14 protein-coding genes are annotated in these 15,870 nt (G+C 69.2%); 7 read left to right on the forward strand and 7 right to left on the reverse strand.

Annotation, left to right across the window (positions count from 1 at the left end; genetic code table 11):
* Nucleotides 1–16 precede the first annotated feature (16 nt).
* From WBL06_RS10705 to hpaD, 5 genes are read left to right on the forward strand one after another with little or no spacing between them, the layout of a single operon-like run.
* Nucleotides 17–1,477 (forward strand): fumarylacetoacetate hydrolase family protein, encoded by a 1,461-nt coding sequence (locus WBL06_RS10705; RefSeq protein WP_424455988.1) that lies wholly within the window; start codon nt 17–19, stop codon nt 1,475–1,477.
* Nucleotides 1,474–2,148 carry a GntR family transcriptional regulator gene (locus WBL06_RS10710; RefSeq protein WP_424455989.1) on the forward strand — a complete coding sequence of 225 codons (675 nt, stop codon included), beginning with the start codon at nt 1,474–1,476 and terminating at the stop codon, nt 2,146–2,148. Before WBL06_RS10705 ends, WBL06_RS10710 begins: the two co-directional genes overlap by 4 nt.
* A 9-nt stretch (nt 2,149–2,157) precedes the next feature.
* Entirely contained in the window at nt 2,158–3,105 is a 948-nt protein-coding gene (gene dapA / locus WBL06_RS10715; protein ID WP_424455990.1) for a 4-hydroxy-tetrahydrodipicolinate synthase, read from the forward strand.
* The gene (gene hpaE, locus WBL06_RS10720; protein WP_424455991.1) at nt 3,102–4,598 is read left to right on the forward strand and encodes a 5-carboxymethyl-2-hydroxymuconate semialdehyde dehydrogenase; all 1,497 of its coding nucleotides are present in this window, start codon (nt 3,102–3,104) and stop codon (nt 4,596–4,598) included. Before dapA ends, hpaE begins: the two co-directional genes overlap by 4 nt.
* Before the next feature lie 15 nt (nt 4,599–4,613).
* Nucleotides 4,614–5,693 carry a 3,4-dihydroxyphenylacetate 2,3-dioxygenase gene (gene hpaD, locus WBL06_RS10725; protein WP_424455992.1) on the forward strand — a complete coding sequence of 360 codons (1,080 nt, stop codon included), beginning with the start codon at nt 4,614–4,616 and terminating at the stop codon, nt 5,691–5,693.
* Between the two features lie 25 nt (nt 5,694–5,718).
* On the opposite strand, the gene WBL06_RS10730 is transcribed toward hpaD, so the two are convergent.
* Nucleotides 5,719–7,221 carry a DEAD/DEAH box helicase gene (locus WBL06_RS10730; protein WP_424455993.1) on the reverse strand — a complete coding sequence of 501 codons (1,503 nt, stop codon included), beginning with the start codon at nt 7,219–7,221 and terminating at the stop codon, nt 5,719–5,721.
* Nucleotides 7,222–7,427: 206 nt separating this feature from the next.
* Nucleotides 7,428–8,309 carry a DUF4349 domain-containing protein gene (locus tag WBL06_RS10735; RefSeq protein ID WP_424455994.1) on the reverse strand — a complete coding sequence of 294 codons (882 nt, stop codon included), beginning with the start codon at nt 8,307–8,309 and terminating at the stop codon, nt 7,428–7,430.
* A 185-nt stretch (nt 8,310–8,494) separates the two neighbouring features.
* Here WBL06_RS10735 and WBL06_RS10740 point away from each other — a divergent pair, with 185 nt between their 5' ends.
* Together WBL06_RS10740 and WBL06_RS10745 are read left to right on the forward strand one after the other, a co-directional pair.
* Nucleotides 8,495–8,692: a hypothetical protein gene (locus tag WBL06_RS10740; RefSeq protein ID WP_424455995.1), complete on the forward strand. Its 198-nt coding sequence runs from the start codon at nt 8,495–8,497 to the stop codon at nt 8,690–8,692.
* A 33-nt stretch (nt 8,693–8,725) separates the two neighbouring features.
* A complete protein-coding gene (locus WBL06_RS10745; RefSeq protein ID WP_424455996.1) occupies nt 8,726–9,505 on the forward strand; it encodes an alpha/beta fold hydrolase in 780 nt (259 codons plus the stop codon).
* 138 nt (nt 9,506–9,643) lie between these two features.
* Here the strand turns inward: WBL06_RS10745 and WBL06_RS10750 are convergent, their stop codons facing one another.
* Genes WBL06_RS10750 through WBL06_RS10770 form a run of 5 tightly spaced genes read right to left on the reverse strand, consistent with a single transcriptional unit; the run spans nt 9,644 to nt 15,826 of the window.
* Complete coding sequence (locus WBL06_RS10750) at nt 9,644–10,684, reverse strand: LacI family DNA-binding transcriptional regulator (protein WP_424455997.1); 1,041 nt, start codon at nt 10,682–10,684, stop codon at nt 9,644–9,646.
* On the reverse strand, nt 10,671–12,203 hold the full coding sequence (locus tag WBL06_RS10755) for a sugar ABC transporter ATP-binding protein (RefSeq protein ID WP_424455998.1): 1,533 nt from the start codon (nt 12,201–12,203) through the stop codon (nt 10,671–10,673). Before WBL06_RS10755 ends, WBL06_RS10750 begins: the two co-directional genes overlap by 14 nt.
* Before the next feature lie 37 nt (nt 12,204–12,240).
* Complete coding sequence (locus tag WBL06_RS10760) at nt 12,241–13,254, reverse strand: ABC transporter permease subunit (RefSeq protein ID WP_424455999.1); 1,014 nt, start codon at nt 13,252–13,254, stop codon at nt 12,241–12,243.
* Nucleotides 13,251–14,282, reverse strand: coding sequence for an ABC transporter permease (locus WBL06_RS10765; protein ID WP_424456000.1), 1,032 nt, complete (start codon nt 14,280–14,282; stop codon nt 13,251–13,253). Before WBL06_RS10765 ends, WBL06_RS10760 begins: the two co-directional genes overlap by 4 nt.
* On the reverse strand, nt 14,279–15,826 hold the full coding sequence (locus tag WBL06_RS10770; protein WP_424456001.1) for a sugar ABC transporter ATP-binding protein: 1,548 nt from the start codon (nt 15,824–15,826) through the stop codon (nt 14,279–14,281). Before WBL06_RS10770 ends, WBL06_RS10765 begins: the two co-directional genes overlap by 4 nt.
* Nucleotides 15,827–15,870: the final 44 nt, after the last annotated feature.

A 15,870-nucleotide genomic window follows, 5' to 3' on the forward strand; every position in this document is an offset into this window, starting at 1 on the left:
TACGACGAGGATGTCCATGACTGGCAAGACCGAAGTCGCGAACGCTCTCACCCGGCCGGGCAAGGTCATCGCGCTGCACCTCAACTACCCGTCGCGCATCGCGCAGCGCGGGAGCACGCCCGAGCAGCCTTCCTACTTTCTCAAGCCCTCGACCTCGGTCGCCGCGTCGGGCGACGCGTTGGAGCGTCCCGCGGGCACGGAGTTGCTCGCGTTCGAGGGCGAGATCGCCCTCGTCATCGGTCGCACGGCGCGTCGGGTGACGCCCGACGAGGGGTGGGCTGCCGTCGCGGGCGTCACCGCAGCAAACGACTTCGGGGTCTACGACCTCCGCTGGGCCGACAAGGGGTCCAATCTTCGCTCGAAGGGCGGCGATGGTTTCACGCCGCTCGGGCCGGCCGTGATCCCCGCCGAAGGTCTCGACCCGGCCGACCTCCGCATCCGCACCTGGGTCAACGGGAAGCTGGTTCAAGACGACACCTCCACCGAACTGGTGTTCCCGTTCGGACGGCTCGTCGCCGACCTCTCCCAGCTCATCACCCTCGAGGCGGGTGACGTGATTCTCACCGGCACGCCGGCGGGCTCGAGCGTCGTCGGCCCCGGCGACGTCGTCGAGGTCGAGGTCGACGCTCCCCAGGCACCCGGCGCTCCGAGCACGGGACGCCTCGTCACGCCGATCACCGACGGGTCGCAGCCGCTCGCCGAGTACGGAGCGCGGCCCAGGATCGACGACCTGCAACGCGCCGAGGCGTGGGGGAGCCGGGCGGCGGCGGGTCTGCCGGCCGAGTTCGACCTCGACGACGAGTTGCGTGCCCAGCTCGCAAGCGTGAGCACCGCGACCCTCAGCTCGCAGTTGCGCAAGCGCGGCTACGACGACGTGTCGATCGACGGGGTGCACTCCAACCAGCCGGGGGCCCGGCTCGTCGGTCGGGCTCGCACCCTGCGGTTCGTGCCGTTCCGACCCGACCTGTTCGCCGACCACGGCGGCGGGTTCAACGCTCAGAAGCGCGCGTTCGACACGCTCGGTGCGGGCGACATCCTCGTCATCGAGGCGCGCGGCGTGACCACCACGGGGACCGTCGGCGACATCCTCGCCCTGCGCGCGCAGATGCTCGGTGCGGTTGGCATCGTGACGGACGGCGGCATCCGTGACTTCACCACGGTCGCCGAGCTCGGCATTCCGAGCTTCTCGGCCGGCCCACACCCCGCGGTGCTCGGCCGGCGTCACGTTCCCTGGGAGACGGACGGGACGGTCGCGTGTGGTGGCGCGACCGTCCAACCCGGGGATGTCATCGTCGGCGACGACGACGGCGTGCTCGTGATCCCCCCGCACCTCGTGCGCGAGGTCGTCGCCGACGCGATCGAGCAGGAGCGCGAGGAGCGTTTCATCGCCGAGCAGGTCGCCGGTGGCGCCTCGGTGAAGGGGCTCTACCCGATGAACGCCGAGTGGCGGGCCCGCTACGAGGAGTGGACCGAATGACCGACACCGTCACCACCTCAGCGCCGAGCAAGTCGCAGCAGGCCTACGCCTGGATCAAGGCCAAGATCGCCGACGGCACCTATGTGTCGGGCTACCGCCTCGTGCTCGGCACGATCGCGAAAGAGCTCGGCGTCAGTGTCGTGCCGGTGCGCGAGGCGATCCGGCTACTCGAGTCGGAGGGGCTCGTCACGTTCGAGCGCAACGTCGGGGCCCAGGTGGCGCTGCTGGATGAAGACGAGTACGTCAGCACGATGCAGGTTCTGAGCATCGTCGAGGGTGCGGCGACCGCGCTCTCGGCCCGCAAGGTCGGGCCCGACGAGATCGCCGGGGCGCGCGCGATCAACGACCGGATGAAGGCGACGCTCGCCGACTTCCAGCCGCACCACTTCACCGACCTCAACCTCGAGTTCCACTCGGTGCTGTTCGAGTCCTGCCCCAACCCGCACCTGCTCGACCTCGTGCACCGGGGCTGGGCACGCCTGCGGGTGCTGCGTGACAGCTCCTTCAGTTTCGTGCCCGGCCGTGCCGCGGAGTCGGTGCGCGAGCACGACGAGATCCTCGACCTCATCGAGGCCGGCGCACCCGCCCTCGACATCGAGCTCGCCGCTCGAGCCCATCGCGCCCGAACCCTCGACGCGGTGGTGGCCTACCAGGCCGCCCACCGCCACTGAAAGGACCCCATGCGCTACCGCACCGACCCCTCCCAGCTGCGCGGCTCGATCGTGCCGCTCATGACCCCGTTCACCGACGACGGAGCCGTCGATCACCTCAGCCTCGCCAACCTCGTCGAGTGGCAGCTCGCCAGCGGTACGCACGGCGTCTCGATCGGCGGGTCGACCGGCGAGCCCGGTGCGCAGAGCGTCGAAGAGCGGATCGCCGCCATCACGACGGTCGCCGAGACGGTCGCCGACCGCGTGCCGGTCGTCGTCGGCACCGGCACGGCGCAGTTGCACGAGACCATCGAGCTGACGGCCGCTGCGGTCGAGCTGGGTATCGACGCGTCGCTGATCATCACGCCGTACTACTCGCGCCCGACGCAGGAGGCGCTCTACGTCTGGTACCGCACGGTCGCCGCCGAGTTCCCCGACCTGCCGATCATCGCCTACAACGTGCCCTCGCGGACCGCCGTCGACATCGCTCCCGAGACGGTCGCGCGGCTCTACCGCGACGTTCCCAACTTCGTCGGTATCAAAGAGACCACGAAAGACTTCGAGCACTTCTCGCGCGTCATCCAGCTCTGTGGTCGCGACCTCATCGTCTGGTCCGGCATCGAGCTGTTGTGCCTCCCGCTGCTCGCGCTCGGCGGAGCCGGATTCCTCAGCGCCACCGCGAACATCGCACCGGCAGCGCACGCCCGCATGTTCGAGTTGTGGGAGGCCGGTGACCTCGAGGGCGCTCGCGAGATCCACTACGGGCTCCACCCCCTCGTCGACCTGCTGTTCGTCGAGACCAACCCCGCGCCCGGCAAGTGGGTGCTCGAGCACCAGGGCCTCATCCGCTCGGGCTTCGTGCGACCGCCGCTGATCACACCGACGGACGCCGGGCTGGCGAAGATCCGCGCCCTCCTCGCCGAGGGTGAGCAGTACCTGACGCCCACCGGCGACTTCTCGATCGGAGCCCGCGCATGACCACCCACCACGTTCCCGCGGGACTGCCCACGAGCATCCAGCACTACATCGACGGAGCGTTCGTCGACAGCGTCGATGGCGGCACCTTCGACGTTCTCGACCCGGTGTCGAACCAGACCTATGTGAAAGCAGCCGCCGGCCAGAAGGCCGACATCGACCTCGCGGTCGCCGCCGCGACCCGTGCTTTCAAAGAAGGCCCGTGGCCGCGGATGAAGCCGCGTGACCGCGCGCGCATCCTCAACAAGGTGGCGGATGCCGTGGAGGCCCAGGACGCGCACCTGGCGGAGTTCGAGACTTTCGACACGGGACTACCGATCACCCAGGCGCTGGGGCAGGCGCAGCGGGCGGCCGAGAACTTCCGGTTCTTCGCCGACCTGATCGTGGCCCAGGCCGACGACACCTACAAGGTGCCGGGAGCTCAGGTCAACTACGTCAATCGCAAGCCGATCGGCGTCGCCGGGCTCATCACCCCGTGGAACACGCCCTTCATGCTCGAGAGCTGGAAGCTCGCGCCCGCCCTGGCATCCGGCTGCACCGTCGTGCTCAAGCCGGCCGAGTTCACGCCGCTCTCGGCGAGCCTCTGGGCGGCGATCTTCGAGGAGGCCGCGCTGCCGCAGGGCGTCTTCAACCTCGTCAACGGGCTCGGCGAAGAGGCGGGCGACGCGCTGGTGAAGCATCCCGGCGTGCCGCTCATCTCGTTCACCGGCGAAAGCCGCACCGGGCAGATCATCTTCGGCAACGCGGCACCCATGCTCAAGGGGCTGTCGATGGAGCTCGGCGGCAAGAGTCCCGCCGTGGTCTTCGCCGACGCCGACCTCGATGCCGCGATCGACTCCACGCTGTTCGGGGTGTTCTCGCTGAACGGCGAGCGCTGCACGGCCGGCAGCCGCATCCTCGTCGAACGCCCCATCTACGACGAGTTCGTCGAGCGCTACGCGGCGCGGGCGGCGAACATCGTCGTCGGCGACCCGCACGACCCCGCGACCGAGGTCGGGGCGCTCGTGCATCCCGAGCACTTCGAGAAGGTCATGAGCTACGTCGAGATCGGCAAGTCGGAGGGTCGACTGGTCGCCGGTGGCGGCCGGCCCGAGGGACTGCCGACCGGCAACTACGTCGCGCCGACCGTCTTCGTCGACGTCGCCCCCGATGCGCGGATCTTCCAGGAGGAGATCTTCGGACCGGTCGTCGCGATCACCCCGTTCGACTCCGACGAGGAGGCGCTCGAGCTCGCCAACGGCGTGCGCTACGGACTCGCGGCCTACATCTGGACCAACGACCTCAAGCGCGCGCACTCGTTCGCGCAGAGCGTCGAGGCCGGCATGGTCTGGCTCAACTCGCACAACGTGCGCGACCTGCGCACCCCGTTCGGCGGCGTCAAGGCCTCGGGCCTCGGCCACGAGGGTGGTTACCGTTCGATCGACTTCTACACCGACTCGCAAGCCGTGCACATCACGCTCGGCGCCGTCCACACCCCCCGCTTCGGCGCGGCCTGATCCAGGAGATTGACGATGACCTCCACCCCCGCATTGACCGCCCCCGGCGTGACCCCTCCCGACATCGTGCGGTGCGCCTACGCCGAGCTAGTCGTCACCGACCTCGCCGCCGCACGCGAGTTCTACGTCGACATCCTCGGTCTCACCGTCACCTACGAGGACGCCGACACCATCTACCTACGAACTCTCGAGGAGTTCATCCACCACAACCTCGTGCTGCGCACGGGGCCGGTCGCCGCGGCCGCCGTCCTCGCCTTCCGGGTGCGCACCCCCGAAGACGTCGATCGTGCCGAGACCTATTACCAGGCGCTCGGCTGCCGCACCGAGCGGCGTCCCGGCGGTTTCGTACGGGGCATCGGCGACGCGGTGCGGGTCACCGATCCGCTCGGGTTCCCGTACGAATTCTTCTACGCCGTCGACCACGTCGAACGGCTCGCCTGGAGGTACGACCTCTACACCCCGGGCGCGCTCGTGCGGCTGGATCACTTCAACCAGGTGACCCCGGATGTTCCGCGCGGCATCGAGTATCTCGAGGGTGTCGGATTCCGGGTGACGGAAGACATCGAAGACGACGAGGGCATCGTGTACGCGGCCTGGATGCGCCGCAAGGCCACCGTGCATGACACCGCCCTCACGGGCGGGGCCGGCCCGCGGATGCATCACATCGCGTTCGCGACCCACGAGAAGCACAACATCATCGCGATCTGCGACAAGCTCGGCGCCCTGCGCCGCAGCGACGCGATCGAGCGCGGTCCAGGACGCCACGGCGTCTCGAACGCGTTCTACCTGTACATCCTCGATCCCGACGGCCACCGCATCGAGATCTACACGCAGGACTACTACACCGGCGACCCCGACAACCCGGTGGTGCGCTGGGACGTGCACGACAACCAGCGCCGGGACTGGTGGGGCAATCCGGTCGTGCCGAGTTGGTACACCGACGCGAGCCTCGTGCTCGACCTCGACGGCGACCCCGTCCCCGTCGCGGAGCGCGAGGAGCCGAGTGAGATGGCCGTCACGATCGGCGCCGACGGGTTCTCATACACTCGCGAGGGTGACACCGAGCACGGTTTCAAGCTCGGCAACCAGCTATGAGCGATCCCGCTCGACGCCGACGGGCCTAGCGGCCGCGACCGCCGCCGGCGGCTGCCGGACGACCACCTGACGGGCGACGACGGCGACCGCCGCCACCGCCTCCGGGCTGCTGCCGGTCGGAGCGCGGCTGCTGCAACGAACCGCCGCCCTCGGACGACCAGGCGACGCCACCGCGCTGCGGCCGTGCGGTCGACTGACCACCGGAACGCTGCGCGCCAGAACGCTGGGCGCGGGGCTGACCGTCACGCTGCGCGCGAGCCTGACCCTGCCCGGTGCGGCCCCCCGACGACTGCCGGGGCTTCGACGACGGGCGCTGCGGCTGCGTCGGCTGCTTCGGCGCGGGCTTCACGTGCGCGGCGACCTCGCCGACGAGCTCGACCACGGCGGGCGAGGCGGCGGTGACGGGCTGCACGGCGGCCTGGATGCCGGCCTTGCGCATCATGACGTCGAGGTCCTTGCGCTGCTCGGGCAGCACGAGAGTCACGACGACGCCCTCCTTGCCCGCGCGGGCGGTGCGACCGGAGCGGTGCAGGTAGGCCTTGTGCTCGGCGGGCGGGTCGATGTGCACGACCAGCTCGACGTCGTCGACGTGCACGCCGCGCGCCGCGATGTCGGTCGCGACGAGCACCCGGGTCTCACCGGAAGCGAACTCGGCGAGGTTGCGGTCACGCTGACCCTGGCTGAGGTTGCCGTGCAGGTCGGCGGCGGGGATGCCGGCGGCCGTGAGGTCGCGGGCCCAGCGCTTGGCGACGTGCTTGGTGCGGGTGAACATGATGCGCCGCCCGGTGCCCGAGGCGAGCGCGTGCACGAGGTCTTTCTTCGAGGCAGCGTCCGACGCGGCGAACACGACGTGCTCCATGACGCCCTGCGGAACGCCCGGGTCCTCGACCCCGTGACTGACCGGCTGCGACAGGAAGCGGTGGGCGATCTTGTCGACGCCGTTGTCCAGCGTCGCGCTGAACAGCATCCGCTGTCCGTCCGCGGGGGTCGCCGACATGATGCGGGTCACGCCGGGCAGGAAGCCGAGGTCGGCCATGTGGTCGGCCTCGTCGAGCACGGTGATCTCGATCGCGTCGAGGAAGACGTGCTTCTGCTTCATGAGGTCTTCGAGGCGGCCGGGGCAGGCCACGACGATGTCGACGCCCGATCGCAGCGCGGCGACCTGCTTCTGCTGCGAGACGCCGCCGAAGATCGTGGTGGTGCTGAGGCCGTACGCGGCCGCGAGCGGCGCAAGAGTCGCGGCGATCTGGGTCGCCAGCTCGCGCGTCGGGGCGAGTACGAGACCGAGCGGCCGGTTGGGGCGGCGCGGTCCGCCGGCGAGCCGGGTGCCGAGACGCGCGACCATCGGGATGCCGAAGGCGAGGGTCTTGCCGGAGCCGGTGCGGCCGCGGCCGAGCACGTCGCGTCCAGCGAGGGTGTCGGGCAGCGTCGCGACCTGGATCGGGAACGCCGAGGTCTTGCCCTGAGCGGTGAGGACCTCGACGAGAGGGAAGGGCACGCCGAGCGTGCCGAAGGTAGTGGTGGTCATGGTTGTTCCTGACGGCCGCGGCGCGTGTGAATGAGTTCACGAGGCGCGCGGCCGATTTGTTCGGGTTGGCGAAGGTGGGAATGCCCACATCCGTTCGCCGTAAGAGAGTCATCGACCGCCGAAATCGATCGGCGGGAGAGGAAGCGTTCTACGACGCAGAGTTCACGGATACGTGACTCAGTACCGGTAACGCTAGCAGACGAGCCTCAGGATGCCGTCTTCGCGGCGTTGCGCCGACGGTTGCGGCGCACGATCAGCACGATCGCGGCCGAGATGAGGCCGGCGGCGATGAGCCACGGCAACAGCACCCCGAGGGCGACGAGCAGCCCCGAGAAGAAGGCGACGAAAGCACTCCAGCCGGCCGACAGCCCGCTGAGGAAGTCCATCGGTTCCTGCTTCGGCGCCTCGGCTTCGCTGCGGAGGTAAAGCGAGATCGTCGAGAGCGCGACCTGGTCGGAGACCGACCGCTGTTGCGCCTCGAGGTCCTCGAGCGTCGCCTGGTGTTGCGCGATCGTGGTCTCGAGGGTGATCAGGTCATCGATCGTCGTCGCCCTCTCGAACATCGTGTTGAGCCGGTCGATGATGCCGCGCTGGGTCGCGATGCGCGACTCGAGGTCGGTCACCAGCACGGTGACGTCGCTCGTGCTCGTGGAGATCTCGTCGGCACGCCCGAGCGCGGCGAGGTCGTCGAGCACCGCCTGCAACCGCTCGGCCGGGATCCGCAGGATGAGGGTGGCGCTCCCGGCATCGCCGTTCGCCGGTGCGTACTCGGTGCGACCGTCGATGCGACCCCCCGCCGACTCGACGAGTCGCACGGCGTCGCGCGCTGCGGCGATCGGATCGTCGGCGGTGACGGTCATCGACCCGGTCACGATGACATCCCGGGCTCGTTCTTCGGCAGCGAAGCCGGTGCCGCCGTCGGTGGCGGAATCCCCACCTTGCATCTCGGGCGCCACGGGGACGCTCTGCTCGTCGCCCACCGGTCCGCTGTCGCCGGTCGCCAGACTGCCCGCACTGCATCCCGCGAGCAGGAGGGTGGCCGCCAGAACGGCTGCTCCGAGAGTTGTCGTCCGCGCGTTTCGCCTCATGAGGGCAACGGTAAAGTCCCCGGCGCCCGGGCGCCACACAACGTTCATCACGATTCGAGCGTCAGGCGATCACGTTTCCGTCACGGCCTACGCCCGCCATGAGGTGGTGTCAACCCCGTTCGATCCCGCAGCTTCGGGGCCTACCGTCGAAACCCCGATCGGGCATCCCACAAGGAGGACGAATCATGGGTTTCATGGACAACGCCAAGGATGCGGCTGACGCCACCGGCGACCGGATCGGCGAGGCCGTCGACGACACCAAGGAGCGCATCTCCGACAAAGTCGATGAGATGCAGGCCGACGCCGCCGTGAAGAACGCCGAAGCCGAGCGCGACGCCGTGCACGCCAAGAACGAGCACAAGGAGAACATGCGCGATCACTGACACTTTGTCGGATCGCCGCCGTAGCATGGCGGAATGGGGTGGCTGCGCCGACTGCTGCGGAGGCCGCCCCTTCTTCATGTCGCCGGGGATGTCGGCGCTGGCCCGCCGGTCGTGCTGCTGCACGGCATCGCCTCGTCGTCGGTGACGTTCGAGAACGTCGTACCGCTCATCGCCGACCGGCACCGCGCGATCTCGATCGACCTGCTCGGCTTCGGCTCCTCACCCGCGCCCGCGGATGCCAGCTACTCGATCGAAGAGCACGTCGCCGCCCTGCGCCACACCGTCCGCACGATCGGGCTGCGTGAGTTCGTGCTGGTGGGGCACTCGATGGGCGCCCTCATCGCCACTCGGTACGCCGCGAACCACCGGCGCCAGGTCACCCGACTGGTGATCGTCAGTCCGCCCGTGTACATCACGCCTACCGAGATCGCGGCTCCTTTCGACCGCGCGGCGATGGGTGGATACCTGCACCTCTACGAATTCCTGCGGGCCAACAAGGAGTTCACGATCCGCGCCGCCGCGGGCCTCGCGCGGCTGTCGCCGATCAAGAACCTGTTGGATGTCTCCGAAAAGAACTGGAACGCGTTCGTGCTGTCGCTCGAAAAGTCGATCGAATCGCAGACCATGGTGAGCGACCTGGTGCAGGTCGCCGCCCCGATCCACCTCGTCTACGGCACCCTCGACCCGCTGCTGCATCCCGCCGGGTTGCGCATCGTCGAGAACCTGCGCGGCGTCATGCCGCACCGGGTGCAGGGTGCCGACCACGTCATCCGGCCGCGCATGGCGCGGGTCGTGGCGACGGCGATCGGCTGATGACAGAGAACGAGAAGGAACGGCCGGGGGCGCCGGTGCGACACTGCTACGCGACGCCTCCTACTTTCCGGCCGCCGACACCACGTTCCCGTGGCTCGTGCTCGACGAGGCCGCCGCCTGATCCGGCGCTCGCCGCTCCTACCGCGGGGCGCGGGCTGACTCGCGCACGATCAGGGTCGTCGGCAGCGGGGTCGACTCGGTAGCCGTCTCGGGCTCCTCGATGGCGAGCAGTACCTTCTGCATGATGAGCGACCCGAGGGCCGCGAAGTCTTGGCGCACCGTCGTGAGCGGGGGGTAGAGGTATCCGGCTTCGGGCAGGTCGTCGAAGCCCACGATGCTGACATCCTCAGGAACGCGCAGGTCGCGTTCCCGCAACGCCGAGAGCACGCCGATCGACATGTGGTCGTTGGCGACGAAGATGGCGGTCGGACCGGCGATGTCGATCGTGCGGCCGAGGTCGTACCCGCTCGCCGGGGTCCAGTCGCCACGCGCGGGTTCGACGACCTCGAGGCGGTGAGCCGCGAGTTCGTCGCGCCAACCGCGCTCCCGCTCGATGGCATCCGGGGCCCGCGCCGGCCCGGCGACGTGCAGCACGCGGGTGTGGCCGAGCTCCACCAGGTGCCGCACGGCGGCGCGCGCCCCGCGGTACTGGTCGATCGACACCACCGTGGGCCCGCGGCGGGCAGACGCGGCGACGGCGACGAACGGGATGCCGAGGTCGAGACCGCGCACCACCTCGAGCACCGACACGTCGTCGACGATGAGCACGATCGCATCCACCCGTTGCCGCAACAGGGTCTCGACGATGGCCCGCACCCCCGGGGGTTCGATGTCGAGCAGCGACACCGTCTCGACGCCGTACCGCGCCTCGCGCGCGGCGAGGTTGAAGTGCATGGCGATGGATGCCGGACCGAGGTCGGCGGTGCCGGGCGCGATCAACCCGATGGTGCGGCTGCGGCGGGTGACGAGGGCACGGGCGGCAGGGGAGGGGCTGTAGCGCAGCTGCGAGATGGCGCTCTCGACCCGGGCGCGTGTCGTCGGGCGCACGTTCGGCAGGTCGTTGAGCACGCGCGACACGGTCTGGTGCGACACCCCGGCGAGACGGGCGACGTCGAAGATGTTGGCGGCGCGCGGGCCCGGTTCATCGGAACCCCGCCGCTTCGGGTCAGTCTCCGTCATCCGGCTGCGTCACCATCGCCATCAGCGAGCCACTCGACAATTCGTCGGCGGGGAGGGTCGCGACGACGAGCCCGTCGCGGAGCACGACGATGCGCGTGGACACCCTCAGAACCTCCTCGAGCTCGGCCGAGATGAACACGACGGACATGCCGTTCGCCGCCAGCTCCCCGACGAGATTCTGGACTTCGACCTTAGCGCCGACGTCGATGCCGCGCGTCGGCTCGTCGAGTAGCAGGGCACGCGGGGCGAGCGCGAGCAGCCGGGCGAGCAGCACCTTCTGCTGGTTGCCGCCCGACAGCGTGCCCGCGATCGCCTCCGGCGACTCGGGGCGGATGCCGAGGGCCTCGATCCACGAAGCCGCCAGCTCCGTCTGGCGCGCGCGGGAAATCAATCGCAGGATGCCGCGTTGCGCCTGAATGGCGAGCACGATGTTCTCGCGCACGGTGAGCTCGGCGATGATGCCTTCGGTTCGACGGTTCTCCGACGAGTAGACGACACCCAGGCGGATGCCGCGGCGGGGCCCCGTGATCGACGTCGGCGTGCCGTCGAGAATGATGACACCGCCGTCGGGCTGGTCGACGCCGGCGAGGGTGCGGGCGAGTTCGGTGCGGCCCGAGCCGAGCAGTCCGGCCAGGCCCACCACTTCGGCTTCGCGCACCTCGATGTCGGCATCGTGCACCCGGGGCCACCGACGCAGCTGTCGGGCACCGAGCACGACGGGCCCGCCCGGCTCGGGGTCGCTCGGCCGGCGCACGCGTTGTTCGGCGATCTCACGGCCCAGCATCTTCTGCACGAGGTCGATGCGCAGCAGCTCCGTCGTGCGGTACTCCCCGACGAGCACGCCCCCGCGCAGCACCGTGATGCGGTCGCAGATCTCGTACACCTGGTCGAGGAAGTGCGAGATGAACAGCACCGCCACTCCGCGCTCCTTGAGTTCGCGGATGACACGGAACAGTTCGGCGACCTCGTCGGCGTCGAGGCTCGACGTGGGCTCGTCGAGCACGAGCACGCGCAGGTCGGTCGAGATCGCGCGGGCGATCGCCACGAGCTGTTGCACGGCGAGCGAGTGCGTGCCGAGCAGCGAGGCAGGGTCGATGGTGAGTCCCAGTTCGGCGAGCACCTCGGAGGCGAGTCGTCGCATCGCGGGCCAGTCGATGCCGCCGTAGCGCCGCGGTTCGCGTCCGAGCGCGATGTTCTCGGCCACCGACAGATTCGGCAGCAGGTCGATCTCCTGGTACACCGTGCGGATGCCGTGACGCTGCGCCTCGAGAGGCGACGGCATCCGCACCACCTCCCCGTCGAGCCGGATCTCGCCGCCGTCCAGCGGCAGCGCGCCGGTGAGCGCTTTGATCAGCGTCGACTTGCCGGCGCCGTTCTCGCCCATGAGGGAGTGCACTTCGCCCGGGAACATCCGAAAGTCGACGCCGTCGAGCGCGGTCTCGCGCCCGAACCTCACGGTCGCACCCGAAACGTGAAGCACAGGCACGTCGAGTGCCGGCGTCGTCGTCGGGTCGCCCATCGTCACATTCTGGTGGACGCCGGCCGCCGCCGGGAGATCACCTGCGGCTCGAGCGCGACACGATCACCCGTTGCACGACGACGAAGATCAGCAGCAGAGCCCCGATGGTGATGCGGGTCCACGACTGTTCGGCGCCGAGGAACGAGATCGCGGTCTTGATCGTGCCGTAGACGAAGACCCCGATCATCGAGCCCAGCACGAAACCCGAGCCGCCGGTGAGCAGCGTGCCGCCGATGACGACGGCGGCGATCGTGTCGAGCTCGGTGCCGATTCCGTTGAGCGGATAGCCCGCCCCCTGGTAGGCGGTGAAGACCACTCCGGCGAGGCCGGCACAGGTGCCCGAGATCACGTAGGCCAGTAGCTTCGTGCGCACCACGGGAAGACCCATGAGCCGCGCGGACTGTTCGTTGCCGCCGATCGCGTAGATCGTGCGTCCGAATCGGGTGAACTGCAGCACGAGCGCACCCGCGACGACGACGAGCAGCGCGATGATGCCGGTCGGCGAGAGGTACCAGCCGTCGATGTTGAACAGCTTCGTCTGCAACCAGAGGATGGCCGGGTCTTCGACCTTGATCGACGAGAGGCTCACCAGGAAGGCGAGCCCCCGCGCCGCGAACAGGCCGGCGAGCGAGGCGATGAAGGGTTGCACGTCGAAGAACTGGATGAGCACGCCGATGAGCAGACCGATGAGGGCGCCGCCGATGAGCATGACCGGCACGACGACGACGACCGGGGTGCCTTCGGAGAGCAACCGGGCGCCCAGGATCGCCGTGAACGCCAGCACCGCGCCGACCGAGAGGTCGATGCCGGCGGTGAGGATGACGAAGGTCATGCCGACGGCGAGAATCAACAGGTAGGCGTTGTCGAGCAGAAGCGACGACAGCACCCGCGGGGTGAGGAAGTTGCCGAAGTACGCCTGCCCGACCAGCAGCAGCGCGAGCAGGATGGCGAGGGCCGCGAACACGGGGATCCATGACGCGCGGCGGCTGGTGAACCGGCGCACCCGGGTGGCGAGCCCCTCGGGAACCCGTGTCGACGTCGTCGCGCTCATCGTGCCACCTCCGCAACCTTCCGCGACGTCAGCGTCGCCCAGACCTTGCTCGCCCCGGTGCGCACGCGTTGCGACTGCACGAGCACCACGATCACCACGACCATCGCCATGAACAGCGGACTCACCGCGGGGGGCACCCCGAGAAACGTGATCGTCGATTTCAGGGTCTGAATCGTGAAGACACCGATCACCGTGCCGGCGATGCTGAACTTGCCGCCCATGAGCGACGTGCCGCCGAGCACGACCGCGAGGATCGCGTCGAGTTCGATGTACTGCCCGGCGGCGTTGGCGTCGGCCGCCATGATGTTCGAGCTGTAGAGGATGCCGGCGAATCCGGCGAGCAGACCGCTCACCGCGTAGGCGCCCCAGACGATGCCGCGGGAGCGCACCCCGGCGAGCCGACTCGCTTCGGGGTTGATGCCGACCGATTCGGTGAGCATCCCGAGCGCGGTGCGCCGCTGGATGAGCGCCACGAGCGTGATCGCGACGACCGAGACGTAGAACGCGAAGGGCAGCCCCAGCAGGTACCCCTGCGACATGAACTTGTAGGGCGTGCTGGTCACGGTCGTGATGAAGCCGCCGGTGATGAGCAGCGCGATGCCGCGGCCGGCGAGCATGAGCACAAGAGTCGCGATGATCGGTTGGATGCCGAGTACCGACACTAAGAAGCCGTTCCAGGCGCCGAAGATGAGGGTGGCGGTGACGCCCGCGGCGATCGCGATGCCGAGGGTCGCCGGGCTGTCGGGTGAGCCCGAGCCGTCGATGATCGTCAGCGCGACAGCTCCGGACACCGCCATGAGCGCTCCCACCGAGAGGTCGATGCCGCGGGTGGCGATCACGATGGTCATGCCGAGCGCGACCAGCATCAGCGGGGCGCTATTGCGCAGGATGTCGATGACCGAGCCGTAGAGCTGGCCGTCGCGCACGGTGATCGAGACGAACGAGGGGCGCGAGATCGTGTTGACGAGAATCAGCGCCACGAGCGCCGCGATCGGCAACACGAGCCGGTGTTTGAAGATCTTCGTCATGCGACGCCCTCTCGTGCTTCTGCGGCGATGGCCGCGACCACATCGTCCACGTTCGTGTCGTGCGCGTCCAGCTCGCCGATCTTGCGCCGGTCGCGCATGACGACGATGCGCTGGGCGAGACGCACGACTTCTTCGAGCTCCGACGAGATGAACACCACGGCGAGGCCCTCGGCCGCGAGCTCGGTCACCTTGCGCTGGATGTCGGCCTTAGCGCCGACGTCGATGCCACGAGTCGGCTCGTCAAGGATGATCAGCTGCGGGGCCGTGGCGAGCCAGCGCGCGAGCAACACCTTCTGCTGATTGCCGCCGGAGAGGTTCTTCACGAGCATCGACGGGTCGGCGGGGCGCACGCCGAGGGCGGCCATGTACTCGGTGACGATCGACTCCTGCTCGGAGCCGCCGATTCTGCGCCAGCCGCGGCGGGCCTGGATGCCGAGCACGATGTTCTCGGCGACGGTCAGGTCGCCGATGATGCCTTCGGCACGCCGATCCTCAGACGAGAACGCGATGCGCTGCTCGATCGCGTGCCGGGGAGTGGAGACTCGAACGGTCGACCCGCGCACCGCGACGCGACCGGTGTCGGCGTGGTCGGCTCCGTACAGGAGGCGCACGAGTTCGGTGCGGCCCGAGCCGAGGAGCCCGGCGATTCCGACGACCTCGCCGTCGAAGACATCCAGGTCGGCCGGTTCGAGCACGCCGCGCCGCCCGAGGCCCGTCGCCGACACGACGGGGGTGCCGCTGCGGTCGACCTCGCGGTCGGCGGCGCGCGAGATGTTCTCGAACTCGTCGACGACGCGCCCGAGCATCTGGGCGACGAGTTCGCCCCGGCTCAGGTCGGCGGCGGCGGAGGTTCCGACGAGCTTGCCGTTGCGCAGCACGGTGATGCGGTCGGAGATCTCGAACACCTGGTCGAGGAAGTGCGAGACGAAGATGATGGCGACGCCGCGTTCGCGCAGGTCGCGCACGACGCCGAAGAGCTGCTCGACCTCGCCGCGGTCGAGGCTCGAGGTGGGCTCGTCGAGCACGAGCACCTTGGAGTCGGTCACCATCGCGCGACTGATCGCCACGAGCTGCTGGAGGGCGATCGAGTGGCTGGACAGCAGCGACTGGGTGTCGATCGTGACGCCGAGGTTGCGGAGGTGCTGCGCGGCTTCGGCGTGGACGCCGCGCCAATCGATCCGGCCGGCGCGACGCGGCTCGTGGCCGAGCATGACGTTCTCGCCCACCGAGAGATTGGGCAGGAGGTTGACTTCCTGGTACACCGTCGAGATGCCGGCCGCCTGGGCGTCGGCAGTGGTCGAGAACGACCGCGGTTCGCCGTCGACATGGATGGTGCCGGAGTCGATCGAGTAGACGCCGGTGAGGGCCTTGATGAGGGTCGACTTGCCGGCGCCGTTCTCGCCCATGAGGGCGTGCACCTCACCGGGGTGGAGCGCGAAGTCGACGCCGTCGAGGGCGAGCACACCGGGGAAACGGATCGTGATCCCGTTCATCGCGACGATGGGGCGAACGGCGCCAGTCGGCAGAGGGTGCTGCTGAGTCATGGGAGGTGGTTCTCTCTCGACGGGCTGAAGTTCGGGGCGGGCGG

This window comes from Pseudolysinimonas sp., from assembly GCF_049651805.1.
Taxonomy (GTDB): Bacteria; Actinomycetota; Actinomycetes; order Actinomycetales; family Microbacteriaceae; genus Pseudolysinimonas_A.